At 66.2% G+C, this 24,694-nt stretch carries 22 protein-coding genes; 7 read left to right on the forward strand and 15 right to left on the reverse strand.

Features of this window, described 5'->3' with window-relative positions; translation table 11 throughout:
* Window positions 1–25: 25 nt before the first annotated feature.
* Both SH591_RS05630 and SH591_RS05635 read left to right on the forward strand, forming a co-directional pair.
* Window positions 26–1,216 (forward strand): aromatic ring-hydroxylating oxygenase subunit alpha, encoded by a 1,191-nt coding sequence (locus SH591_RS05630; RefSeq protein ID WP_324750889.1) that lies wholly within the window; start codon window positions 26–28, stop codon window positions 1,214–1,216.
* Between the two features lie 97 nt (window positions 1,217–1,313).
* Window positions 1,314–2,912 carry a phytoene desaturase family protein gene (locus SH591_RS05635; protein ID WP_324750890.1) on the forward strand — a complete coding sequence of 533 codons (1,599 nt, stop codon included), beginning with the start codon at window positions 1,314–1,316 and terminating at the stop codon, window positions 2,910–2,912.
* Here SH591_RS05635 and SH591_RS05640 read toward each other — a convergent pair.
* From SH591_RS05640 to SH591_RS05670, 7 genes are all read right to left on the reverse strand, one after another.
* Window positions 2,883–4,220: an amino acid permease gene (locus SH591_RS05640; protein WP_324750891.1), complete on the reverse strand. Its 1,338-nt coding sequence runs from the start codon at window positions 4,218–4,220 to the stop codon at window positions 2,883–2,885. The two genes, SH591_RS05635 and SH591_RS05640, sit on opposite strands and share 30 nt — an antisense overlap.
* Before the next feature lie 4 nt (window positions 4,221–4,224).
* Window positions 4,225–6,759, reverse strand: coding sequence for a TonB-dependent receptor (locus tag SH591_RS05645; RefSeq protein ID WP_324750892.1), 2,535 nt, complete (start codon window positions 6,757–6,759; stop codon window positions 4,225–4,227).
* 113 nt (window positions 6,760–6,872) lie between these two features.
* Complete coding sequence (locus tag SH591_RS05650) at window positions 6,873–8,708, reverse strand: tetratricopeptide repeat-containing sulfotransferase family protein (RefSeq protein ID WP_324750893.1); 1,836 nt, start codon at window positions 8,706–8,708, stop codon at window positions 6,873–6,875.
* Window positions 8,709–8,785: 77 nt separating this feature from the next.
* A complete protein-coding gene (locus tag SH591_RS05655) occupies window positions 8,786–12,010 on the reverse strand; it encodes an autotransporter outer membrane beta-barrel domain-containing protein (protein ID WP_324750894.1) in 3,225 nt (1,074 codons plus the stop codon).
* A 127-nt stretch (window positions 12,011–12,137) separates the two neighbouring features.
* On the reverse strand, window positions 12,138–13,076 hold the full coding sequence (locus SH591_RS05660; protein ID WP_324750895.1) for a LysR family transcriptional regulator: 939 nt from the start codon (window positions 13,074–13,076) through the stop codon (window positions 12,138–12,140).
* 116 nt (window positions 13,077–13,192) lie between these two features.
* A complete protein-coding gene (locus SH591_RS05665) occupies window positions 13,193–13,657 on the reverse strand; it encodes a peroxiredoxin (RefSeq protein WP_324750896.1) in 465 nt (154 codons plus the stop codon).
* Window positions 13,647–16,361, reverse strand: a complete 2,715-nt coding sequence (locus SH591_RS05670; RefSeq protein ID WP_324750897.1) for a bifunctional [glutamine synthetase] adenylyltransferase/[glutamine synthetase]-adenylyl-L-tyrosine phosphorylase — start codon at window positions 16,359–16,361, stop codon at window positions 13,647–13,649. Before SH591_RS05670 ends, SH591_RS05665 begins: the two co-directional genes overlap by 11 nt.
* 104 nt (window positions 16,362–16,465) lie before the next feature.
* Here SH591_RS05670 and SH591_RS05675 point away from each other — a divergent pair, with 104 nt between their 5' ends.
* On the forward strand, window positions 16,466–16,615 hold the full coding sequence (locus SH591_RS05675) for a hypothetical protein (protein WP_324750898.1): 150 nt from the start codon (window positions 16,466–16,468) through the stop codon (window positions 16,613–16,615).
* A gap of 7 nt (window positions 16,616–16,622) precedes the next feature.
* Here the strand turns inward: SH591_RS05675 and SH591_RS05680 are convergent, their stop codons facing one another.
* From SH591_RS05680 to SH591_RS05690, 3 genes are all read right to left on the reverse strand, one after another.
* Window positions 16,623–17,276, reverse strand: coding sequence for a sigma-70 family RNA polymerase sigma factor (locus SH591_RS05680; RefSeq protein ID WP_322831960.1), 654 nt, complete (start codon window positions 17,274–17,276; stop codon window positions 16,623–16,625).
* 90 nt (window positions 17,277–17,366) lie between these two features.
* On the reverse strand, window positions 17,367–17,504 hold the full coding sequence (locus SH591_RS05685; protein ID WP_322831961.1) for a hypothetical protein: 138 nt from the start codon (window positions 17,502–17,504) through the stop codon (window positions 17,367–17,369).
* Window positions 17,505–17,577: 73 nt separating this feature from the next.
* Window positions 17,578–18,372, reverse strand: a complete 795-nt coding sequence (locus tag SH591_RS05690) for a response regulator (RefSeq protein ID WP_322831962.1) — start codon at window positions 18,370–18,372, stop codon at window positions 17,578–17,580.
* A 374-nt stretch (window positions 18,373–18,746) separates the two neighbouring features.
* Between SH591_RS05690 and SH591_RS05695 the strand changes: the two genes are divergently transcribed.
* Entirely contained in the window at window positions 18,747–18,881 is a 135-nt protein-coding gene (locus SH591_RS05695; protein WP_322832316.1) for a NepR family anti-sigma factor, read from the forward strand.
* Between the two features lie 27 nt (window positions 18,882–18,908).
* Complete coding sequence (locus tag SH591_RS05700) at window positions 18,909–20,483, forward strand: sensor histidine kinase (RefSeq protein WP_324750899.1); 1,575 nt, start codon at window positions 18,909–18,911, stop codon at window positions 20,481–20,483.
* Between the two features lie 9 nt (window positions 20,484–20,492).
* On the opposite strand, the gene SH591_RS05705 is transcribed toward SH591_RS05700, so the two are convergent.
* A complete protein-coding gene (locus SH591_RS05705; RefSeq protein ID WP_324750900.1) occupies window positions 20,493–20,678 on the reverse strand; it encodes a hypothetical protein in 186 nt (61 codons plus the stop codon).
* A gap of 401 nt (window positions 20,679–21,079) precedes the next feature.
* Here SH591_RS05705 and SH591_RS05710 point away from each other — a divergent pair, with 401 nt between their 5' ends.
* Together SH591_RS05710 and SH591_RS05715 are read left to right on the forward strand one after the other, a co-directional pair.
* Window positions 21,080–21,214, forward strand: coding sequence for an entericidin EcnA/B family protein (locus tag SH591_RS05710; protein ID WP_322831965.1), 135 nt, complete (start codon window positions 21,080–21,082; stop codon window positions 21,212–21,214).
* Window positions 21,215–21,390: 176 nt separating this feature from the next.
* Window positions 21,391–21,519, forward strand: coding sequence for a hypothetical protein (locus SH591_RS05715; protein WP_322831966.1), 129 nt, complete (start codon window positions 21,391–21,393; stop codon window positions 21,517–21,519).
* Between the two features lie 60 nt (window positions 21,520–21,579).
* Here SH591_RS05715 and SH591_RS05720 read toward each other — a convergent pair whose 3' ends face one another.
* From SH591_RS05720 to SH591_RS05735, 4 genes are read right to left on the reverse strand one after another with little or no spacing between them, the layout of a single operon-like run.
* The gene (locus SH591_RS05720) at window positions 21,580–23,277 is read right to left on the reverse strand and encodes a phospholipase D family protein (RefSeq protein WP_324750901.1); all 1,698 of its coding nucleotides are present in this window, start codon (window positions 23,275–23,277) and stop codon (window positions 21,580–21,582) included.
* A gap of 35 nt (window positions 23,278–23,312) precedes the next feature.
* The gene (tatC, locus tag SH591_RS05725) at window positions 23,313–24,086 is read right to left on the reverse strand and encodes a twin-arginine translocase subunit TatC (protein WP_322831968.1); all 774 of its coding nucleotides are present in this window, start codon (window positions 24,084–24,086) and stop codon (window positions 23,313–23,315) included.
* Window positions 24,083–24,427: a Sec-independent protein translocase protein TatB gene (gene tatB, locus SH591_RS05730; RefSeq protein WP_324750902.1), complete on the reverse strand. Its 345-nt coding sequence runs from the start codon at window positions 24,425–24,427 to the stop codon at window positions 24,083–24,085. The genes tatC and tatB overlap by 4 nt, the downstream gene beginning before the upstream one ends.
* A gap of 20 nt (window positions 24,428–24,447) precedes the next feature.
* Complete coding sequence (locus SH591_RS05735; RefSeq protein ID WP_322831970.1) at window positions 24,448–24,693, reverse strand: twin-arginine translocase TatA/TatE family subunit; 246 nt, start codon at window positions 24,691–24,693, stop codon at window positions 24,448–24,450.
* Between the last annotated feature and the right edge of the window lies 1 nt (window position 24,694).

The raw sequence follows: 24,694 nt of genomic DNA on the forward strand, positions 1-24,694 counted from the left end.
TGTATAACATCTCGGAGTTGCAGCCATGTCCCAGTCCCCGGTCCTTGCCCATGGCAGCAACGTCGATCCGGACGAAGGCTGGAGCCTGCCGGCCTGGATCTATCGCGATCCGGAATTCCACCGCGTCGAGGCCGAACGCGTGATGCGGCCGAGCTGGCAGGTGGTCTGCCACTTGAGCGACGTGCCGCAGGCCGGCGACTGGCACACGCTCGAATTTCTCGGCGAAAGCATCATCGTCGTCCGCGGCAAGGACGCGATCGTCCGCGCCTTCACCAACGTCTGCCGCCACCGCGGATCGCGGATCGTCGACGGCTCTTCCGGCTGCACGAAGAAACTGGTCTGCCCCTATCACGCCTGGACTTACGATCTGGACGGCCGCCTCGCCGGCGTTCCAGACAAGAGCGAATATCCCGATTTCGACATGGCCGACCACGGCCTGGTCCCGGTCGAGATGGAGGTGTGGCGCGGCTTCATCTTCGTCCGGCTGAAGAGCGGCGGGCCGGCCGTATGGGAGATGATGGCGCCCTATGAGGAGCGGATCGCCCCCTATCGCTTCGAGGAGATGCAGGCGCTCGGCCGGGTGACGATGCGGCCGCGGCCGGTCAATTGGAAGAATGTCGCCGACAATTACTCGGACGGGCTCCACATACCCATCGCCCATCCCGGCCTCACCCGCCTGTTCGGGCGCGGCTACGGCGTCGAGGCCGAGGAGAATGTCGACCGCATGTGGGGCGCGCTGGTGGATCGGCCGTCGGCCAATTTGTCCGAACGCGCCTATCAGAAACTGCTGCCGCCCGTCCCTCACCTGCCCCCCGAGGCGCAGCGCCTGTGGCTCTATTTCAAGCTGTGGCCGAACGTTGCCTTCGACATCTATCCGGACCAGGTCGATTTCATGCAGTTCCTGCCGGTCTCGCCAACCGAGACCCTGATCCGCGAGATTAGCTATGCGCTGCCGGATGACCGCCGCGAGATGAAGGCGGCGCGTTATCTGAACTGGCGGATTAACCGCCAGGTCAATGCCGAGGACACCGTGCTGATCGCCCGCGTCCAGGCCGGCATGAACTCGGAAAGCTTCACGGTCGGGCCGCTCAGCGACCAGGAGGTCTGCCTGAAGAGCTTCTGCCGCAAGATGCGCAGCCTGATCCCCGAATCCCGCCTCCACCACCCCCCTGCGCCCGGCTGGAGCCTGCGCAACGCGGTGGCCTCCGTGACCTAGCCGTCATCCCCGCGAAGGCGGGGATCCCGCTTCTTTTGAGCTGCGGGCATTGGGAAAAGCGGGATTCCGGCTTACGCGGGAATGACGAGGAACGAGAATGACTAGGAAATATGACGCGATCATCATCGGTGCGGGCCATAACGGCCTCGTCTGCGCCTTCTATCTCGCCCGTGCGGGGCTCAAGGTGCGCATCGTCGAGCGGCGCGGCGTGGTCGGCGGCGCTGCCGTCACGGAGGAATTCCATCCCGGCTTCCGCAATTCGGTGGCGAGCTACACGGTCAGCCTGCTGCAGCCCAAGGTCATCCGCGACATGAAGCTGGTCGACCAGGGCTACAAGGTGATCGAGCGGCCGATCTCCAACTTCCTGCCGCAGGAAGATGGCGGCTATCTGAAGCTTGGCGGCGGGCTGGAGCGGACCCAAGCCGAGTTCCGCCGCTTCTCCGCGCGCGACGCGGAGGCGCTTCCAGCTTATTACGACGCGCTCGAGAATGTCGCCGAAGTGCTGCGCGATCTCGCGCTGCAGAGCCCGCCCAATATCGGCGACGGCCTCAAGACGTTGATCGACGGCGCGCGCCAGGGGCGACGGCTGGCCAAGATGCCGCTCGAGCAGCAGCGCGACGTGCTCGACCTGTTCGTGAAGAGCGCCCGCACCTTCCTCGACAGCTGGTTCGAAAGCGAAGCGGTGAAGGCCGCGTTCGGCTTCGACGCCGTGGTCGGCAATTATGCCAGCCCGGACACGCCGGGCTCGGCCTATGTCCTCCTCCACCACGTGTTCGGCGAGGTGAACGGCAAGAAGGGCGCCTGGGGCCACAGCGTCGGCGGCATGGGCGCGATCACCCAGGCCATGGCGCGGGTGTGCGCGGCCGCCGGGGTCGAGATCAGCCTCGACGCGCCCGTGGCCCGCGTGCTGGTCGACGGGGGCAAGGCTGCGGGCGTGCGGCTGGAGAGTGGCGAGGAGATCGCCGCCGACACAATCATCGCCAATGTCGGCCCCAAATTGCTGTACGAACGGATGATGGACCCGGCCGATCTCGGCGCCGACTTCACGCGTCGCATAAAGACGTTCAAGGCGGGATCGGGCACGTTCCGGATGAACGTCGCTTTGTCCGAGCTGCCGCGCTTCACCGCCCTTCCCGAGCCGGGCGAGCATCACCAGTCGGGCATCATCATCGCGCCGACGCTCGATTATATGGACGAGGCCTTCACCGACGCGAAGCGGCACGGCTGGTCGAAGAAGCCGATCGTCGAGATGCTTATCCCGTCGACGATCGACGACGGCCTCGCCCCTCCCGGCCAACATGTCGCCAGCCTGTTCTGCCAGCAATTCGACCCCGAACTCGACTGGGACACGAATCGCGACGCGGCGGCCGACACGATCATCGACACGGTCGAAACCTATGCGCCGGGCTTCAAGGCCTCGGTGCTCGGCCGCATGATCCTTTCGCCGCTCGACCTGGAGCGCAAGTTCGGCCTCGTCAGTGGCGACATCATGCATGGCAACATGACGCTAGATCAGCTCTGGTCGGCGCGGCCCGTGCTCGGCAACGGCGCCTATCGCGGACCGGTAAAGGGGCTCTACATGTGCGGTGCGGGCACCCATCCCGGCGGCGGCGTGACCGGTGCGCCCGGCCACAATGCCGCGCGCGAGATCCTGGCCGACCGCAGCTTATTCGGCCGGCTGTTGCGGCGCGGCTGAGCGTGGCGTCAAGAAATAGAGCGGCGCGCCGAGCGCCAGCAGGACGAAGATCCAGCCCGTCGCTTCCAGACCCGCGCCGTAGAAGGTCCACAGCGCATAGACGAGGCCGACACCGGCGATGATGAGGAACGGCGTCGAGCGCGGCATCTCGCCGCGCAGCGTCAGCCGCAGGCTGGCGGCGGCGCAGGCGAGATAGAGGACCAAGGTCGCCGCCGTCGACAGCAGCGCCATGAAGGTGAACAGGTCCGCCATCGAGCGGCTGTAGTTCATCAGGATGAGGATGCTCACCAGCGCGCTCGACACGATCAGGCTGCGCGTCGGCGTATCGTTGCGGTCGGTCACGCCGAACCAGCGCGGAAAGGTGCCGGACCGCGCCATCGCCAGCGGCAGCTCGCCCTGGATCAGAACCCAGCCGTTCAGCGCTCCGATCGCGCTCACCGCGGCGAAGAGCGCGATCAGCAGGGCAGGGCCGTGCCCCCAGTAACGCTCGATGAAATCGGCGAAGGGAGCGTTGGATTGCGCGATCTGGTCGGCCGGCAGCATCAGGGTGATGGCCGAGCAGGTCAGGATATAGATGATCCCGACGAGCAGGGTGCCCACCATCGTCGCACGCGGAATGGTGACGTCCGGTCGGTCCACCTTGCCCTGCGGGATAGACGCCGATTCAAAACCGAGCATCGCCCACAAGGTGAGCGCCGCGGTGGCGGTGATCGCCGAGCCTGAAATATCGGAGGCGCGGAAGGGCGTCACTTCCGCTTCGCCGACGCCCCCCGCCAACAAGGCGAGGATGACGATCACCGCGACGAGCGGCAGCAGCTTCAGCACCATCGTCACCACCTGGAACCCACCCGCCGAGCGCGCGCCGAACAGATTGATGAAGGTCACCGCCCAGACGAGTCCGACCGCCAGCATGGCAGGCAGGCCCGATATGGCCGTAATCCCCGGCGCGAACAGGCTCAAATAGCTGACCGCCGCGATGGAGATGGCGGCATTGGCGATCCACACCGAGAACCAGTAGGTAAGGCCGACGACGAAGGCGGGGAACGGGCCGAAGCCTTCGCGCACGAAACCATAGGCGCCGCCGGCTCGGGGCAGCGCCCGGGCCAGCGCCGCGAACACATAAGCCAGGCAGAGCGCGCCGCCGACGGTGAACACCCACCCGAACAGCGCATTCCAGCCGTAGGGCGCCAGGCTGGCAGGCAGCAAGTAGACGCCGGACCCGATCATGTTGCCCATGACCAGCGCCAGGCACATCCAGAAGCCCAGGACGCGGCGGGACGATGCCGTCCCGCGCTCCGCCTCCGTCACACGATCAGAACTTTGTGCCGACTTTGAGTCCGATCGTGCGGGGTTGGGTGACATAGGTATAAATCTTCGGTCCGATGGCGGTGACGCCGTCCGGGTCGCCACACACGGTCTCGACGCACTGGATGCCATTGCCGACCGCACCGTTCACGTCAAACAGGTTCCGCACGAACAGGGTGGCGGTCCAGACGTTGTTCGTAATGCCCGCACTCATGTCGACCGTATTGTAGGATTTGAGGTCGCCGATGATGTCGCGCTCGACGAGGCGAAGATCGCTGAGGCGACGGCCTTCGTGGACGAGACCGCCCTGGACGTGGCCCTGCAGGCCGCCGCTGCCCAAGGGAAACTCGTAGCGCGCGAGGATATTGGCCTTGAACTTCGACGTGGTCGGCAGCCGCGTGCCGGCCGGGGCGAGCAACTCGTTTTCCTCGTTGGTAAAGACGGCGGGATCCGGATCGATGTCGATCACGCCATCCCCATTGAGATCCGCATTTATCGTGCAATCGAATTGCTGATTGGCGATCTTGCAGAAATCCTTGGTGATCTTGGCGTCGTTATAGGCCGCGCCCGCGCTGATGCTGAGGCCGCGCGCGGGCCGGACATAGAGATCGAACTCGGCGCCGCGGATGCGGGCGTTGCCGGCGTTGCGGACTTCGGAGAGGCCGTTGGCGCCGAGGAACGACAATTGGATGTCGGTCCAGTCGAGCTGGTAGACTGCGGCGTTGAGCCGGATCCGATTGTCCCACCAACTCGTCTTCATGCCGATTTCGTAATTGTCGATGAAGTCGGCCCCATAGGGCGGCAGCGTGCCGCGCCGGTTGATGCCGCCCGGGCGGAAGCCGCGCGAGACGGTGCCGTAGACCAGGGCGTCGTCGGTCACCTTGTAGGTGAGGTTGATGCGGTGGATGAAGTCGGTGTCCGACGTCGTCTTGTTGAGGTTGGTGCAGGGCGAGCCGGACACCACCGGCGGCGCGCCGTTGCAGGCGGCGACCCCGGTACCGCTGCTGAAGCCGGAACTGTAGCCGAAAAAGCCGACCAGCGAATTCTTGTACTTGTAGACGCGCGCGCCGAGCGTGAGGCTGAGCTTGCTGGTCATGTCCGCGGTGATCTCGCCGAACAGGGCATAATCGCGGTCGACTCGGATCTGCTTGGTCAGCCAGATATTGCTCTCGGTGCCCGGCACCGTGATCGCGTCGGCGATATTGTCGATGATGTAGTTTTGTTCGATATTGTGCTTCTGCCGCTGGTAGAACAGCCCGGTGATCAGCCGCACGGGCAGGTCCGCGGGCGACGAGAAGCGCAGTTCGTGGCTCTGTTTCGTGTAGCGGTCGGCGAACTGGATATACTGGTTCGGGTTCACCAGGGCACCGGCATTGTCGTAGAAATAGGCGCCGTAGCCGGCCAGCGCGTCGTAGAAATAGGCATAGTCGACATAGTCGGTCTCGCCGTCGACCTTGCGGTTCAGATAGGCCCCGGCATAGGTCATGTCGAAGCTGCCGATCTTGCCCTCGATGGTCAGCGCGCCCTGCACCCAGCGATCGTTCGAACGCTCGGGGTTGAACTGCTGGACCTGGAGTTCGCCGAGCCCCGATTCCTGCGCGAACGAGCCGTGGCTGACCTGCTTCTGGCCCATGATCTGGGGCAGGATCGTCCAATTGTCGTTGAGGTCGATCTTGAGCGCGGCGCGGCCGCCATAGGTCTCGACGTCGTTATAATCGTCCTCGACGAGGGCGGCGTTGGTGAAGGTCGCCGCGGCCGTGCCCTGCTCGGCCTCCAGGCTCGGGAAGACGAGCGTGCCGGGGATATTGTCGATATAGCCGGCGTCTTTCTTGTACCAGCCGACGACGCGGGCCGCGACGTTGCTGGAAATCGGCACGTTGACGAACGCCTCGCCGATATAGCCGATGCCGCCGTGCGCGACCGAGTTCGCCTCGACATTGGCCTCGCCGTAGAAGCCGCTCGTATCGGGCTTGTTGGTGATGATGCGGATCGTGCCGGCCTGGCTGGACGCGCCGTAGAGGGTGCCCTGCGGCCCCGCCAGCGCCTCGACGCGGGCGATGTCGAACACGTGGATGTCGAGCGCCCCGGTGATCGTCGTGATCGGCTGCTCGTCGAGATAGGTGCCGACGCTGGGGAGCGAGGTCGAATGGTTCGCATTCTCACCGCTGGCGACGCCGCGGAAATAGACGTTGGAGAAGCCCGGGCCCGCGGTCTGGTAGGAGACGCTCGGTACGTAGCGGGCATAATCGTCGAAATCGGTGACCTGCAGCTCGTCGAGCCGCTCGGTCCCGATCGCGGTGATCGCGATCGGCACGTTCTGCAGGCTCTCCTCGCGCTTCTGCGCGGTGACGATGATATCGGTATCGTAATTCTCGGTGCGCGCCCGGCGGGTATCGGCCTGGTCGTCCGCGCCCGAAGCGTCACCGGTACCCTGGCCCTGGGCGAGCGCAGCGCCGCTCGTGCACAACATCGTCGAAGCGAACAGCGCCATGCCGAAAGCGCGCAACGTGTTCCGACCCGATTCCACAGACGACATCTGCATGCACCGCCCCCTCAGGTAGCCCGATCAAGGGAGACTGTGCCGCTTTCGAAACGACGTCAAATCCTATTGTACAAGCGTATCAATGGCGGCTTCATTGAAGATTGGACTGTTGTCTAATTGCCACGACCACCCGCCGCGTCCGGGACTTGCGGATACAGGTCCAGCACTTGGCCCAGCGCGTCCTTCATCGGGCCGAGCCACGGCGCGAACGGCTTCCACTGGTCCAGCCCCTCGCGGTTGATCGGGCGACGGACCTGTTCGGAGCTCGCCGTGCGCACCGCCCGCTCATTTTCGTGGAAGCGCAGGCAGGCGGGATCGAACGGAAGTCCGAGATGGTCGAGCAGCCGCCGCACCTCGCCCTCGGGATCGTCGATCAGGGCCTCGTGGAACAGGCGGTGGACACGTCCGGGCAGGACGGCATCGAAATGGCGGAGCAGCCGCACATAATCGGCATAATATCTGCCGAGCTCGACCTGGTCGTAGCTGAAGCCCTGCCCGCGCGCGAAATGCTGCTTGAAGTTGGAGAAGCAGCAGGCGAGCGGGTGGCGCCGCGCATCGATGATCCTCGCATTGGGCAGGATCAGCTGGATGAAGCCGACATGCGCCCAATTGTTGGGCATCTTGTCGATGAAGAAGGGCTTGTCGGTCTTGCGCTGGACGCGCGTTCGCTCGAGATATTCCGCGCCAAGCTCCGCGCAGGCCGCGGCGTCCAGCTCCGCCAGGCATTCCGGATAGAGGCTCGCCTCGCGCTTCGTCCACCGTCCGCCGAGCCGCTTCGCCATCGCGCCGATGTCGGGCAGCTCCATCGTGCCCTCCACCAGCGGATGACTGGCGAGAATCTGCTCGATCAAGGTCGACCCGGCCCGCGGCATGCCGAGAATGAAGATCGGGTCCGGCGCCGGCGAACCATGATCGGCGCGGGCGGCGAAGAAAGCCGGCGTGAACAGCCGTTCGGACCGTTCGACGGCGTCGGTCACCGCGTCCGGATCGTAATCGATCATCGCGCGGCGCAGGCGATTGCCCTCGGCATAATGGCCGAACGACCGCTCCGCCTCGCCGGCATCCTCCCACGCCTTGCCGAGCGCGAAGTGGAGGTGGAAACGGTCATCCTCGCCAAGGTCCGGCCGCTCCAGCGCTCCGGCCATGGCGGCGATGTCGGCCTCGTCGAAACGCACCGTCTTCAGGTTGGCGAGGCTCCACCACACTTCGCCGAGCGTCGGCGCCAGCGCGATGGCACGGCGATAGGCAGCGACGCTGTTCTGCTGGCGCCCCACCGTCTTCAGGACATGGCCATAGCTCATCCACACCTTGGGCTGGTCGGCGAAGCGCGCCAGCACCGCTTCATAGAGCGCGATCGCCTCGTCATAGCCGCCGAGCCGGCCCAAAGCGGCGGCTTTCAAATTCTGGTGCATCACATTGTCGGGATCGCGCGCCAGAAGCGCGTCGAGCACGGCGACTGCCTCGGCCGGACGGTTCTGGCGATAAAGCACCGTCGCGAGCTGCGACCGCGCGGCCCCGAAGCCGGGCGCGAGCTCGAGCGCGCGCCGCAGCAGATTCTCGGCGTCGGTCAGCCGGCCGAGCCGGGCTGCAAGTTCGGCCATCATCCGGATCGCGGCGACATCGGTCGGCTTGGCCTTGAGCCGCGGCCGCAGCGCCTGTTCGGCCTCGGCCAGACGGTTGTCGACCAGCGCCTGCGCCGCCACCATCAATTGCGGATCATGGACCGAGGCGGAGATCGCCTCCATCTCGGCGCGCTCGGCTTCGTCATGCTCGCTCGTCCGGCGCAGCGCCGCGCCGAGCAGCCGCCAGGCATCGGCACTGACCGGATCCACCCGCAATATCTCGCGCGCCTGCAGCGCGGCCGCCTTCGGGTCCTGCCCGAGCAGCTTGGCGCCGAGCTTCAGCGCTTCGGCGACGGTGCCCACGGGCCCGGGTGCGATCGTTGCCATCGGGCGCATGTTAGGGACAAAGCCCGAGCGCCTTCAAGCAGCATCTCCCCCGCGCCGCCGCGGGGGAGCCCCAAGCCTCAGAAGCCGAATTGCAGCGTCACGCGGCCGGCGATGGCGGCGCGACTCTGCTGCTCCTCGCCGCTGAGTTCGGCGCCGACCAGGAAGTCGCCATTGCCGCCGAGCACGCGCAACCGGCCGAGCCAGCCGCTTGTCCGCTCGACCGAGGCGAGCGTGAACGCATCGCCGTCCTCGAAGCGGGCCGTGGTCGCGCCGAGCGAGCCGCCGATCAGCTCGCGCCGGCCGCCCTCGACCTCGAAGCGGAAGAAGTTCTCGCCCTTCTTGCCGCCCATCAGGTCGTAGCCAAGCGTGACGCTGGCATTGGCTGCCGCCTCGTCGCCGGTGCGGTCGTCGACGATCAGGTCGAAGGCCGCGCCGCCGCCGGTTTCGGCATAGCCGTCTTCCTTCAGCCGGTAATAATCGACCGAGACGGCCGGACGCAGGCTGAGGCGGCCGAACTGCGCTTCGTAGGAGACACCCGCCGCTGCCGAGAACAGAGTACCGTTCCAGTCGCCGCGGGTCTCGCGCGTGACGTTCTGCGTCCCGGTGGTGCCGCGGAAGCTGCGCGCGCCATCGAATTGGATGTAGGCACCCGACACACGGGCGAATGCCTGCAGCGCGTCCCAATTGTTCCGCCAGTACGCTGCAATCTCATACTGGTTGGTGGAGACCTCATTGTCGTTGCCGCCGTCGGCATCCTTGCCAAGCAGGTAGGCGAGCGACACGCCGAAATTGCCGATCGGGCTACCGGTGAGCTCCGCGCCGGCCGATGCGCCCCAGCCGGTCACGTCATAGGATGCGGTATCGCCGACGCTCTTGCTCGAACCCCAGGCGACCTGCTGCAGGAAAAAGCCCCAGCCGCCCATATCGACCAACGGCGAGCGCGGATCGGCGAGGAAGCGCGCAGTGGCGCGCGACGCCTGCGTCACCGTCTCGAACGTGCCGCCGGCATGCTCGGGCAGCAATTGCTGGAGCTGCGAGCGGAAGGATTCACCGTCCTGTACCGCCAGGAAGCTGGAAGCCATCTGGGCGTCGGCGTCGAGCTGCTCGAACACGGCGCCATAAGCGCTCGCCTGCGAGCGGGTCAGGCCGAGCTCGGTCGCCGTCTTGCGGCGGATCTGGAGCGACACTTCGCCGGCCGTCGGGTTGGCGGCGAGCGTGCTCGCATAGAGGAAGGGCAGCGAGGCGCCGGCTGTGGTGAGGTTGCCGCCGCCGGTCAGCGTTCCGGCGCGAACGATGACGTAATTGCCCTCGCTGCCGGCAACGCTGCTCAAGCGCAGATTGACCTTGGTGTCCTGGGCGAAGCTGGCTGCGCCCGCCACGTCGTAAAGGGTGTTGGTGCCGGCCGCGCTGTCGATGCTGACTGTCAGCGACGAACCCTGCGCGAGCGTCAGCGACGACAAAGCGACCGCGCCCTTGTTGGTGAGGTCGAGCGTGCCGCCGGCGACATTGACCGCCAGGCCCGCGCTATTGGCGAGCGCGCCGCTGAACACCGACGTGCCGGCGAGCGTCAGGCTGTCGGCGCCGCCGCCGAAATCGACGTTGCCATTGTGCCGCGCGGTGTCGGCCAGCGCCATCGTGTCTGCGCCCGCATCGAACACCACTTCGCCCGCATAGGCCGCGTCACCGGAAAGGCTGAGCCGGTTCGCGCCGGTGCCGAAGCGGGTCGTGCCGGTCATGGTGCCGTCGGCGAGGTCGAACAGATCGTCGCCCGAGCCGAACCACACGTCGCCGGTGATCGCCGGGGCGGCGACATTGGCCGCCGCGACCGGCTGGCGAATGGTGGCGCCGGCGCTGTTGGCGCGCAGATCGACGGCGACGCTGTTGCCCGCGCCGACGCCGGTGGCGGTGATGATCCCGCTATTTTCGACCAGGGTCACGGTGCCTGCACGGTCGACGATCGCGCCCGCCACGCCCTTGGCGCCCGCCACCTGGGCGGTGATCCGGCCGGCGTTGCGGATCGTGCCCACGCTGGCGCCCTGCTCTATCAGCACGCCATGCACGGTCGAGCCCTCGGCCTCGCCGCCGCGCGCGCCGACCTGGCCGGTGACCTTGATTTCGCCAAGGCTGGCGCGATCGCCGATGCGGATCGCCGCGGCATTGCCCTGGTTGGAATTGGCCGCGACCGCGCCGTTGACGGTGACACCGCCGGCGACGGTGACCGCGCCGCCGAGGCCGCCGATCGCCAGGCCGGTGGCGTTGATGCTTTTGTAGACGCCGTCAGCGGCGATCGAGCCGTTGACGACGATGCCGTGGCCGCCATTGGCGGTGCCGGCGACCGCGCCGATCGCGAGGTCGCGCCCCGCGGCGCCGATCTGCACCGCCGGCGCTGCGCCGAACGAGGAGATGGCAGCGGTGCCCTCCTTGTCGTCCTCGATGCCGTCCTTGTCCTCGTCCTTGTCGGTTTCGCTCAAATTCCTGGGCGGCGCATCGAACAGGATGCCGCCGGCGACGTCACCGGCGATGCGGACGGCCGGCCCGCCCTGGAGCAGGTCGTCGGCGTCGAGCTTGGTCACGTCCGTTCCCGCCGCGTTCACGCGGTAGCCGCTCGCACTGACGGCACCCTGGACGACGAATGCGCCACCAATGTTGCCGTCAGCCGCCATGCCGACCGCATTGGCCCCGCGCGCGTCAATGCTGCCGGTGAGGGTCACGTTGCCGGTGACGTCGTTCAGCGCGATGCCGACGCTCTGGTCACCGAGCACCGCGATCTTGCCGCTGCTGGTCAGCCCGCCGACGAGGCGGTCGGAGACGGCGATGCCGGCCGACTGGTTGCCTTCGATCGTGATCGTGCCGCTGTTCACGATGCTGCCGGTGAAATCGCCGCCGGTGGCAACGCGGATGCCGAACCGGCGCGCGCCTTGGGCGAATGGGCCATCGAGATCGCCGTCCTTGTCGGCATCGGTTGCCGCATAGGTCTCGTCGATCGTGATCGTGCCGCTGTTGGTGATCGTGCCGGAGCCGCCGGCTGCGGCGATGATGCCGGTCGCGTCATTGGCATCGGTGATCTGGATCGTACCTTCGTTCTTGACGCTGTTGGCGCTGTCGAGGGTGACGGCCGTGCCCGAGGTCGGTTTCACAGAGCCGGCACTGGCGATCCGGATATCATCGCGCGCGCCATTGGCGGCGGTCGCCGTGCGCAGCGCCGCGGTCGTGGCCGTGCCGACCACCGTCTCCGCGGCGGCCGGCGTGGCGACGAACAGGATAACGGGAGTGAGGCAGGTGGCAGCAAGCAGGTTACGCATCGACAGACCCTCGGGTTGTGGGGCGTGCTCGGGCGTCAGCCACGAAAGCTGCACCTCTTGCCCCTTTTAGCGGGCCGCACATGTCAGAGCGCTGGAGCCGAGGGAATCCCGGACCGCAGGATATCTGTTATTCAGCGGCGACGGACATCGCGGCCGCGTCGGAATCGTCGGCGCAGTGGGCTGCGATGAGCGTGATCAGCCACTGCAGCGCGCAATCGCGCTGACTGCGCGTATGCCAGCTCAGCCACTGGTCGCACCGCCCGAGCTCGTGCGGGGCGTCGAACAGCGCGAATTGCCCGCCGAGCGCGTAGCTGCGGGCGGCCCCGGCCGGCAGCACCATCACCGCATCGGTCTCCAGCAACAGCTCGCTGGCGCCCGAGAAATAAGGCGTGGTCGCGACCACGCGGCCGCGCAGGCCGAGCGTCGCCAGCGTACGGCTGAGCGGGTCGGTATCGTCGTCGGTGACTGCCACGCTGATCTGCGGCCAGGGCAGCAGGTCGGAAAGGCGGAGCGGGCCGACTGACGATTTCAGCGCCAGAGGATGATCCCGGCGCGCAACGCAAAGCACCGGTTCGCTGAACAGATGCCGCTCGTGGACAAGGCGCCGGTCGGGCTCGACGCCACTGATCATGACGTCCGCCTCGCCGGCGGCGAGTTGCGCGATCGCGTCGCCGCCGACCGGTCTGACATCAAGGCTGACCCCCGGTGCCGCCGCCATGATCGCCGCCAAGGCGGGCCGCACCACAGCCTGCACGCCGTAATCGGAGGCAATTATGCGGAAGCGCCGGGAAAGCGTGGCCGGATCGACTTCCGGCGGCGCAACCAGCCGCCGCGCGCCGTCCAGCCAGTCGGCCAGCGGCCCGGCCAGGTCCTCGGCGCGGCGCGTCAGCAGCATGCCGCCGCGCGTGCGGACGAGCAAAGGGTCTCCGAAAATCTCCCTGAGTTCCGCCAGCGCACGGCTCATCGCCGGCTGGCTGATCCCCATCCGGCGGGCGGCCTGGGAAACGCTTTTGGTCTGGAGAAGGGCCGAAAGGCTGGTGAGGAGATTCAGGTCCAGATCGAGCATACAGTCCAACGCATCTGATGGATGCCCCCCACCAAGTTGGCTGGACCGTCCTTTCGCAGGAGCAACGAAGAGGGTCAAGCCGGCGCCCGGCCTTCTCCGTCGCGCCGGCGTGCGGCTCAGGGCAGCTCGCGCGCGGCCGCGAGAACCTCTTCGGCGTGCCCCGGAACCTTCACCTTGCGCCACACGCGCTTCACCACGCCGTCGCGGTCGACGAGGAAGGTGGCGCGCTCGATGCCCATATATTTGCGGCCGTACATCGATTTCTCGACCCAGGTCCCGAAAGCCTCGCAGACGGAGCCGTCGGCGTCCGTCGCGAGCGGCACCTTCAGATCATATTTGTCGATGAACTTGCGATGCTTCTTCGCGTCGTCCTTCGAGACGCCGAGGAGCCAAGTCCCCTCCTGGGCGAAATCGTCGGCCAGCGCGGTGAAGGCCTGCGCTTCCGCCGTGCAGCCCGACGTATCGTCCTTCGGATAGAAATAGAGAACCAGCTTCTGGCCCTTGAAGTCGGCGGGACTGACCGGCTGGCCCTCCAGCCCTTCGAGCTTCACGTCGGGAACGGCATCGCCCTCATGCACCATCTTGTATCTCCGATGTCGACGCGATCGCGCGCCACAATTGCGAAATCCTCTGCCGCGCCCCGTCGTGCGCCGCAAGCAGCGCGTCCCAGTTCTCAAGCCCGCACGCCCGCGCGACGAGCTCGCGCGAGGCCGGCGGCGGTTCGTCCGATCGCGGCGAAACCAGGCGAAAGGCGACCAGCATCCGGGTGAGCAGGCGATGAGCGTCGGCAATTTCTACCGGCAGCAAGCCAGCCGCGATCAGCGCATCGATCGCATCGTCGAGCCGGGGATGGAACGCAGTCCTGTGCTGCAGCTGCAGGACATGGACCGCGAACTCGAGGTCGACCAGCCCGCCCTCCCCCAGCTTGATGTCGAAAGGACCGCTCGGCGGCTTGTGGCGTGCCATATCCTCGCGCATCGCACCGGCGTCGGCGATCAGCCGGGCGACATCCCGCTCCTGGTGCAAAACGTCGTCGACCGCCGACGCCAGTGCGGCCCGCCCTTGCGCGGATCCGTAAACCGGGCGCGCCCGCGTCAGCGCCATATGCTCCCACGTCCACGCGCGGGTCCGCTGATAGTCGGCGAAGCTCGCCAGCGAGACCGCGATCATCCCGTCCTTGCCCGAGGGGCGCAGTCGCGTATCGACGTCGTAGAGCGGTCCGGCCGCGGTGGCGACGGACAGCGCCGCGGTGACGCGCGGCGCCAGCCGGTTGAAGTAATCGGTCGCGCCGAGCGGCTTGGGGCCGTCCGACACCGTTTCGTGCGTGCCAGTGAAGACGTAGATGAGGTCGAGGTCCGAAGCGTGGGTCAGCGCCCCGCCGCCGAGACGGCCAAGCCCGAGGATCACAAGTTCGGACCCGGGAACCTTGCCGTGCCTTCGCTCGAATTCCGCGATCGCGGCATCGGCAAAGACCTGGATCGCGGCCTCGGCGATGCGGGCATAGCCGGCAGCGATTTCGAGCGGGTCGGTCTGGACCGCGATCAGCTGCACGCCGAGCGCGAAGCGGGCTTCGTTCACCCGCCTCCGCACGCGATCGAGCAAGAGCTGGTAATCCTCGTCGGCGCGATCGGACCGGGCATAATCCTTGGCCAATGCAGCGATGGGGCGAACGGGTTCGAACGCGCTGGAATCGATCAGCCCGTCGAGCAGTTCGGGACGGCGCCCGAGCTGGTCTGCGAGAGCCGGCGCGTAACTCAGCACGCTGGCGAGAATGCCGGTGAGGCCGGGGCGCGCCTCGAGCAGCCGGTAGAAATTGACGCCGCTCGGCAGGCGCGTGACGACATCGTCGAAGCGGTTCACCGCGCGCATGCTGTCGGGCGAGCGGCCGAACGCGTCGATGAGCGCCGGCAGCATCGCTTCGAAGGCGTCGACCGCGGCCGGCGTCCGCAGCGAGCGCGCCTTGCCCGTGCGCCAATTCTCGATGCGGAGCCGCGCCGAGCCGGGATCGTCGAAGCCGGCCTCGCGCAGCCGCGCCTCGAGCGCCGCAGGATCGCGCGGCAGTGTCGCGCCTTCGCCCGCACCGAGCCGGCTGTAGGCGGCGGCAACTTCGGTGACGCGGGGTTCGAGCAGGCCGAGCAACATCTCGCCCCGCTCGACGCCGTGCAACCGGGCGACATTGTCGAGCGCGGCGCCGTCGGCGGGCAAGGTATGGGTTTGCTTGTCGTCGACCATCTGAAGGCGATGCTCCACCGTCCGGAACAGCCGGTAGGCCTCGGACAACGCGGCTGCTTCGGTGGGCGTGATGCGGCCGTCCTGCGCCAACAGCTCCAGCGCGTCTAGCGTCGCCGGCGCGCGCAGCTTGGGCGCCCGCCCGCCATGGATGAGCTGGTGGATCTGGGCAAAAAATTCGATCTCGCGAATGCCGCCGCGACCGCGCTTCAGGTCGAAGCCCGGCCCGAACGCCTGGCCCTGGGCATAATGGTCGCGGATCCGGCGCGTGATCGACTGCAATTCGCCGATCGCGCCGAAATCGAGGCTGCGCCGCCAAACGAACGGGTGGATCGCATCCAGGAAATACTGTCCCAGCCGACGATCCCCGGCGACGCAGCGGGCGCGGATGAAGGCGGCGCGCTCCCACGGCAGGGCGCTCGATTCATAATAAGAGATGGCGGCATCGACCGGCAGCGCGATCGGCGTCACCTCCGGCGATGGCCGCAGCCGCAGGTCGACCCGGAACGCATAGCCGTCGCCATCGCGTTTCTGGACCAACTCGATCACGCGCTGGCCGATCCGCACCGCCGCCTGGCCCGGATCTTCGCGCGGCTTCAGCGGCAGGACGGCCGGATCGAACAGGAAAAGCAGATCGACGTCCGAGGAATAATTGAGCTCACGACTGCCATGCTTGCCGAGCGCAATGACGGCGAAACCTGCCGGCTCGGCATCCGGAGTGCGCTGCGCGATCGCTCCGGCCACCGCTTGCTCCAGCACCCGATCGGCAAGGTCTGACAACTCGCCGACGACCCGCTCCAGCGGCATCAGGCCGGCCAGATCGCCGATGCCGAGCGCGAGCGCCAGCGCGCTCCGCTCGCGTCGCAAGGACGCCGCAAGCGTCTCGGCGCCGACACCGCTGCCGCGCGCTATATCGAGAGCGCGATCGAGGTCGCCGGACGCCAGCGCTTCGGACACCCGCGGCTGGGTATCGAGCTGCAATTTCAAGAAAGGCGAGTGACGACGCGCTCGCTCGAGCGCATCGTTAATCGCCGGTTTATATTGCGTGGTGGGCATGCAACAAAATAGATCAGTTCCGTTCTAGGGGTGCAACAGTTGAAACCCCCTGCAACTCAAGGCGTTCTATAGGCGTGAATACGCTCAACCCTAGAAAAGAAGCGATGATGAAAGCTTCCCAGCGGCGCTTCGTGAAGGTGGCGCCGCCCACCGTTCACGCCGGTGTCGGCAACGCGTTGCGCGAGGCGTTTGCGATGGACGGCGAAGCCCGTTCGCTCGACAGGTTCGAGGATCTGCTGGCCAGGCTCGACTGAGCCGCCATCACTTCCCGGCAGGGTCGCGATCGCGGCTCAGTTCGTCCACTTCACCCATAATCGTCTGCAGCGCGGTCTTGTTGGTGTCGGTCACGTGCTCGCGCCGCGACGGCAGCTTGCCCTCGGCGAGCAGGTTTTCGAGCGCGACGCGGCCGCGGGCGACGCGGCTCTTGATCGTGCCGACCGCGCAGCCGCAGATTTCGGCCGCTTCTTCATAGGCGAACCCGCCGGCACCGACCAGGATCAGCGCCTCGCGCTGCGGCTGCGGCAGGTGCATCAGCGCCCGCTGCATATCGCCCAACTCGACGTGGCGGTCCTGGCTCGCCGGCGCGGCGAGCAACTTCGAGGCGGTGAGTTCGTCCCACTCACCCTTGAAGCGCGCACGGCGCATCTGGCTGAGGAAGAGGTTGCGCAGGATGATGAAGGTCCAGGCGCGCATGTTGGTGCCCGCCTGGAAGCGCTTGCGCGCCGCCCACGCCTTGAGCAGGGTTTCCTGGACGAGGTCGTCGGCGAGGTCGCGGCTACCCGAGAGCGAGCGGCCGAATGCGCGCAGATGCGGGATCACTTGCGCAAGCTGGTCCTTGAACTCGTCGTCCGGGAGCGGCACCGGCTCGCTCCGGACTTCCTCTCCGTCGATCAACGCTGGCTGTTCGCCCGCCATCAAGCCGCCCCTAATAAGAAATTCGTGGATTGGACGCATGCGGCCGGGCTTCTATGCCCGGCCACGATATTATTTCGGGAATGTAAGAGCTTACTGCCAGACCAACAACAGAAGACCGAAAATAATCACCACCAGCACGAGCGAGATACCCAAGATGTAGCGCGTCATGTGGGGCGTGGTGCCCTGACGTGCCTCTGTCGTGCCGATATGCTGTTCCGGTTCGTCCATGGGCTAAGCCGCTTCCTTCTGAAACTCATTCAGACGGCTAACGCCCGCTGGCAGCAGCGGTTCCCTGAATTGCTTACGCCGCCGGAACGGTAGCGGTGTCGAAAAACAGGGCTTGGGCGATCGCGGCCTTCACGGTCGAACGCTGGAACGGCTTGGTGATCAGGAAGGTCGGCTCCGGCCGCTCGCCCGTCAGCAGACGCTCGGGGAAAGCGGTGATGAAGATGACCGGCACCTGAAATTCCTGCAGGATGTCCTTCACCGCATCGATGCCCGAACTGTCGTCGGCAAGCTGGATGTCGGCCAGCACGAGGCCGGGCCGGCGCGCCAGCGCCTGGGACACCGCTTCGTCGCGGGTCACGGCCACGCCCGTGACATTGTGGCCGAGGTCGCGAACGATCGTCTCGATGTCCATCGCAATAATCGGCTCATCCTCAATGATCAGCACTTCGGCGCGGGTCTGGCGCTCGATCTCGGCGAGCGCTTCGGCGACGAGATTGTCCACCTCTTCGGCGCTGGCGCCGATCAGGAAGCCGGCGTCCTCGGGCGTGAAACCTTCCATCGCGGTAAGAAGCAAAGCCTGGCGCGACAGCGGCGTGATCCGGGCGAGACGCTTCTGGGCGATGCCCTCCGCGTCGTGAAGATCAACGTTGGTGTCTTCCTCGATATTGCTCGACGACCAGATGGCGTGGAAGGTGCGGTAGAGACCGAGCCGGGGATCGACGTCGCGCGGGAAGTCGGCCGGCGCGGCCACGATCGCCTCCAGCGTGGCCCGGACATAATTGTCACCGTGGCTTTGGCTGCCGGTGAGAGCGCGGGCATAGCGCCGCAGAAAAGGAAGGTGGGGCGCGAGGTCCTGACCGAGCGACATGGGCGTTACGACTCCTACGGTAGAATTAATGCGGTGTTGTGATGACCAGCCCCGCGCAATGCAACCCCGCCGGAACGGCGTGCTGCGGACGCAGAACGTGCAGGAGTGAACGGCCCGCCCGCTGCTCCCGATGTGTGGAACCATTAAGCGACTTTTTTGTTTCCATGCCCACGCAGGCCGCTATGACGGTTCCTGTGCACGTGGGGTCTGTTCGGGGTTGATCGGCAGTAAAGTCGCTCGGCGGACAGGCATTTTTTGTTCGAAAACGCGGGCGCGGCGACGGCCGTGAGGGGTAAACCGAATTGACCTTTGCTAGTGAAAAGGATGGCGACCGCCGGCGCAAATCCGATCCCGTCTCCGACGTTGATAGTTCCATGCAGAAGCCACGCTCCTCGAAGCGAGCGAACGGGAATCCCGAAGTGGGATCGGCGCTGCGCTCCGTCTATCAGCGCACGATCGACGAAGACATTCCCCCCGAGATGCTCGACCTGCTCGGAAAGCTTGGTTAACCGCGCGGCGTCCGGTACGAGCCGGCCATGAGCCGCGACGACGCTAGCTGGTTTGCAACGCGCATCGGACGCCTCTCCACGGGCGTGAAGATGCTGCTCATCCTCAGTCTGGGCCTTTTCCCGCTCGGGCTGATTGCTATCCTCGCCTCGATCGAGAGCGCCCGCGACGGCCGCGAACGCCGCACCGAACAGACCCTGACCCGCCTCGAGATCAAGGCGGACAGCATCGAGACCCTGCTGTCCCACAGCGCCGCGACAGTGCGCGCGGCGAGCGGCGCGATCTCGCTCTCACCCGCCGATCCAGTTGTCTGCCGCAATACGCTCCAGCGGCTCGCTCGCGGCGAAGCGCGGCGAGCCCGTTACGCGCTTTATGGTGAAGACGGTGGGTTGCGTTGCTCAACCCCCGGCTTCGCACCGCCGCCGTTCCCGCGCGTGGCAGCGCAGGATGCCATCGCCCAAATCACTCCGAACGGCGAAAAGCTGCATTACGTGTTGTTCGGTACGAACGGTCGGATCGAGGGAGCCGCCGAATTCAGCCGCGCAAGCCTCGCCGACCTGACCCTCATCCCGGGAACGGCGGACAATTTCGATCTTGAACTGGTTCAGGGTCAAAGGCGCATGATGCTGCGCGACGGCTATGAGCCGGGGACCTTGGTTGAAACCGTGCGCGGGTCGAAGGTAATCGCACAGGGCACGTTGCAATTGCGCATCGTCTTGGGCGCGCCGCCCGTCAATGCGCTCGATGCGCTCATCGTCCTGATGCCGGTGATGATGTGGATCTTCGCGGCCATCATCGGCTGGATTATCGTCGATCGCCTTCTCCTGCGTCCGCTGGTGCGGATGCAGCGCGCGGTCGCTGCCTACCAGCCCGGCGACGAGCATCTCGACCTGCCGACCTTGTCGACGCCGGCGCGCGAAATCAGCGACCTCGGCCGCGCCTTCGACCAGGTTACGCAGACCGTGGCCCGCCACGAGGCCGAACTCGAGGCCGCCGTAGAGCGCCAGACCAAGCTCGTCCGCGAGGTCCACCATCGCGTGAAGAACAACCTCCAGGTGGTCGCCTCCTTGCTCAACCTCCACGCGCGCGGCGCCGCCAACGAGGAGGTCTCGGCCGCTTATGCGTCGATCCAGCGGCGCGTGGACGCGCTCGCGGTCGTCCATCGCAATCATTATGCAGAGCTCGAGGAAAATCGCGGGGTGGCCGTGCGCTCGCTGATTTCGGAGCTCGGCGCCAACCTGCGCGGCACCGCCCCCCCGTCGGCGGCGCATATGACGATCCGTCTCGACGTCGAGCCTTATTATGTGACCCAGGACGTGGCCGTATCGGTGGCGTTCCTGATCACCGAGATCGTCGAGTTCGCGATGTTCTGCGGCGCCAAGGCCGTCACCATTTCCCTGGACGGGGAAAATGATACGGGCGCGACGCTCAGGGTGGAGTCGGAGAGCCTGAAGGGCGGGGTGCCCTGCGACGAGAAGCTCACAGAGCGCTTTGACCGCATCGTCACCGGCCTGTCGCGCCAGCTCCGCTCGACGCTCGAACGCGACACCGACGAGGGCCGCTATTCGGTGCGGATCTCGGTTCTGGAAAAGGCCGAGCGCTAGGCCCGCGCCTCAGCCGGTGCGATCGTCGCGGCTCTTCTCATCGGAATAAGGCGGGCGCCCGACATTCTCCTGGCGGGCGCGTTCCAGGTCTCCGCCGGCCTGATCCAGAGCCGCCGCAACGTCGGTGTTGCGCTCCCCGTCCTCATGCACGCCGTCAATATCGGAATGTGGCGGCGTCTTCGGTGGTTTGCTCATGTCATGCTCCTTTGGAGCCACAACCGGTGGCGGCGCGGCTCGGTTGCCTCCCCGGCTGTGGCGGTTCAACTTTCTCGCGCTTTCGGCAAAATTTTTGAGCGCTGCGGGAACCCGGTTCGACCTGCCACGTTCTGCTATTCGGATAGTGACCTTTTGCCCCCCCGCTCTCGCTATCCAGAAAATGAGCCCGGACGCGCCAACCTCCCCCCCCCGGTGGCGCCTCCGGGCTCAACATTTTTGGGCTTTCTCCGGATATTTCCGCTCCTTCGGCCCCTTCCCCACCTTCCCCTCACCGTTCTCCGCGCACTGCTCGTGACGCCAGTGGAACCAACCTTGCGTCCAGAGGATTTACCCTCGCACCTCGTAAGCCGAGCGGGCGTGTCGAGTTGAGGAGAAACATCATGGTTCGTAAGATTATCGCCATCATCGCCATTTCGAGCAGCCTGACGCTGGCCGCTTGCAACACGGTCCGCGGCGCCGCCAATGACGTCCAGTCTGCCGGCGACTGCGTCGATGGCCGTGAGGGCAATTGCTGATCGGGCTCGCACGAATTTGAAATTCAAGGCGCCGCCTTCGGGCGGCGCCTTCGACCTGACATTGATCTCCCCATCAGCTTCGGTAGATCGTTACGCTGCGGAACACTTTCCGCGGCGGACGCATTTAATCGACGCCTGTAACCAACCCCGCCTGCCCCTATCTCGGGAGAGAAAACATGATCCGTAAGGCCCTCAACATCGCCCTCATCTCGGGCGCCCTCGTGACCCTCGTCGCCTGCAACACCGTCCGTGGCGCGGGCGAGGATCTCCAGTCGGCCAGCAACGCCGTCGACAACAAGATGTAAGCCAATCCGGCTCGCCGGAAAGAAGGCGCCGTCCCCTTGGGGGCGGCGCCTTTTTCGTGGTCAGACGAGATCGTCGGGAATGAAGAAATAGGGGCGCGAGAAGCGCCGCGCCCGGCTAAGCTGATAAGGAACGACGAAGCCCTGCCGATCCGCGGGTTCGGCGCTGCCATTGCGTCGCGCGATATCGCGCCACCCTTCGAGATCCATGCTTTCGGGCGGGGTGCCGCCGAACAATTGCGACCAGAGCCGGCGCTTGAAGTCGCCGATCGCGGGCCCGGTTTCGTGCCAGATGAAGCCCAGTTCCGTGTCCCAATCGAAGCTGCGGCCGTTGATATTGGCCGACGAGAGCAGACAGGTCGCGTCGTCGGCGATCAGCAGCTTGGAATGGATGTGGATGAGGCCCGACCCGTAAGCCGTGCCGCGTGTGTCTTCGAACTGCTTCTCGTCCGCCTTGACCGGCTCCTGCTTGGCGAGCGTGAACAGCCCGATCCGGTCGGGCCCGGCCTTGCGCAGCAGCCTACCCAACGCCCGCGCCTGGAGATATTCGCCGTAGCGGTGGGCGAGATTGCCGGTCTGCCCCTCGAACGCTATCTCCTCGGGCGTGTTGGCGATCAGGATGATCACCTCCAGCGCGGGGCTGGCCCGCAGCGCCTCCTCGACCCACTCCGCGGCCTCGTCGGAGCGGAAGAATTGCGCTTCGATATAAAGCTGCCGGCGGGCGGCGAGGATCAGCTGGCGGTGGGCAGCCTTGAGTTCGCGAATGCCGTGCACCGGCCCCCTCGCGAACGCCGCGTCCGACTTGCGCGACAGGGTCCGTGCCAGCTGGACGCGCGCCTCGCCCTTGTTCGACTGCTCGGCAACGGAGGAAAGCGGGATTTCGGAGAGCGGGTCGAGCATCAGGGGCCGGTCGCAGCCGCTCGTCCATTCCTGGACCGTCGCGCGGTAGCGCGGCAACTCGTGGTTCCAGAGCCGGGCGAAATGCCGCGCCGCATCCGCGACCACCGGACCTTCGACCAAAGCGGAGATATCGTGCCAGGTGCGGTCCGCGCGCTGCTTGTGGCGGCGGTCGTCCCAGCGCCGCTCGTTGAGATCGAGCCCGCCGATGATCGCATGTTCGCCGTCGATCACGACGAATTTCTGGTGGTAGGTCGCGGGCCACAGCCGCGGCGGGGCGCCCGGCTTCCATTTTTTGGGCTTGTCCGCTTCCCAGGCAACGTAATTCCACAGGCCCGGACGCGTCTTCAGCCCGCCATCCTCGGCGTCTTTCTTGTCGAGCAAACTCGCGACCAGCGACCGGATCTTGCGCCGGCTCGCCAGCCGCAGCAGCTGGCGCCATCCACGGCCGACCTCGCCCTCATGCTGGATCACGATCAGCTGCAGATGCTTGGCCCTGTCGTCGCCAAGGTCCTCGACCAGGGCTCTTACCGCGTGGAAGGTGCACCATGAGCCGGCATGGAGATAATCGGCAAGCACCGGTTCGAAGTCGGTGAGCAGGATGCGCACCTCCACGCCTCGCTGCGCCGCGTCGCGGATCAAGGCGGCCCAGTCCTCCAGGCCGCGTTCCTTGGCCCTGTCCGAGCGAGTCTTGGTGGCCGGATCGAAGATGCGGAACGCCAGCCAGATCGACTTTTTTGCATCGAGCACGAGATGCTCGAGCGTCGGATACATGTCGGCGGCTTCGATGAGCGGTGTGACGCGGCAGCCGTCGCGCGGCGGGGCCGGGCGCGTCCAGTCCTGGCCGTTCTCTATCGCCAGCATGGCGTTCGCCGCATCGATAAACGGCGCCTCATACATCAAAGAAGTTCGGATCCCGTCTTCTCGCGGCTGCGGCGGCGCTCGGTGAACCAGATCGCGATCAGCGAAATTTCATAAAGCAGGATCAGCGGGATCGCGAGCATGAACTGGGACAATACGTCGGGTGGCGTCGCCACCGCGGCCACGACGAAGGCGACCAGCACGGCATAGCGGCGGCCGCGCTTTAGCTGGTCGCGCGTCACCAGCCCGGCCCGTTCGACCAGCATCAGCAGCACCGGCAGTAGGAAGGCTATTCCGAAGGCGAGGATGAAGTGCATGACGAAGGACAGATATTCGCCCATCGCCGGCAGCGCTTCCTGCGCAATCCCCGGGATCTGGCCCTGATAGCCGAGGAAGAAGCGGATCGCCGTCGGCATCACGACGTAATAAGCAAGCGCGGCGCCGAGCAGGAACAGCACGGGCGTCGCGATCAGGAAGGGCAGGAAGGCTCTCTTTTCCTTGGCGTAGAGGCCGGGCGCGACGAACGCCCAAATCTGGTTGGCGATCACCGGGAAGGCGAGGAAGAAGGCGGCGAATAACGCCACCCGCACCTCGACAAAGAAGGCCTCGTAGAGCTTCGTGTAGACCAGCCGCCCCTGCCCCGCGCCGAACCCGGCGATCAGCGGCTGCGCCAGGAAGGCGAAGATCTTGTCGGCGAAATAGAAGCACACGCCGAAGCACACGAACAAGGCCGCGGCCGACCAGATCAGCCGCCGGCGCAGCTCGATCAGATGGTCCATCAAGGGCGCACGGCTCTCGTCGATCTCGCTCATGGCAGCGCCCGGTCGTCGTCGCCGGCGCGCGGCGGCGGCATCTCGCCCTGAGGCGGGGTCACCGGCGGCGGATTCGTGTCCGGCAGCGGCGTCGGCTCCTGGGTGGCGGGGAATTCGCGCATGATCCGCTCATTCTCCTCGCGCCATTTCTTTTCCATTTCCTCGAGCTCGGCCTCGCGCATCATCGTATCGATGCCGGAGCGAAAATGGCGCGCCATTCCCCGGGCGCGCGCGACCCATTGGCCCACCGTCCGCATCACGCGCGGCAGGTCCTTAGGCCCGATCACCACGAGGGCGACCAGCGCTACGATCAGCAGCTCCGTCGGTGCGATATCGAACATGGGCCCGCGCCTTCAGGCGTTCAGGGCTCGCGCCGTTCTTCCGGCTCGACGACGGTGCGCGGCCGCTCCGGCGTGGCGTCGACCGTGCGATCGCCTTCGATGCGCTTCGGCGCGACCGGCTTCTCGTCCTCGTCGGCCATGCCCTTCTTGAAGCTCTTCAGGCCTTTCGCGACATCGCCCATCATGTCGGAGAAGCGGCCCTTGCCGAACAGCAGCAGGATGATGATGCCGACGACGAGCCAATGCCAGAGGCTGAAACCGCCCATT

The organism is Sphingomonas sp. LY54, assembly GCF_035594035.1.
Taxonomy (GTDB): domain Bacteria; phylum Pseudomonadota; class Alphaproteobacteria; order Sphingomonadales; family Sphingomonadaceae; genus Allosphingosinicella.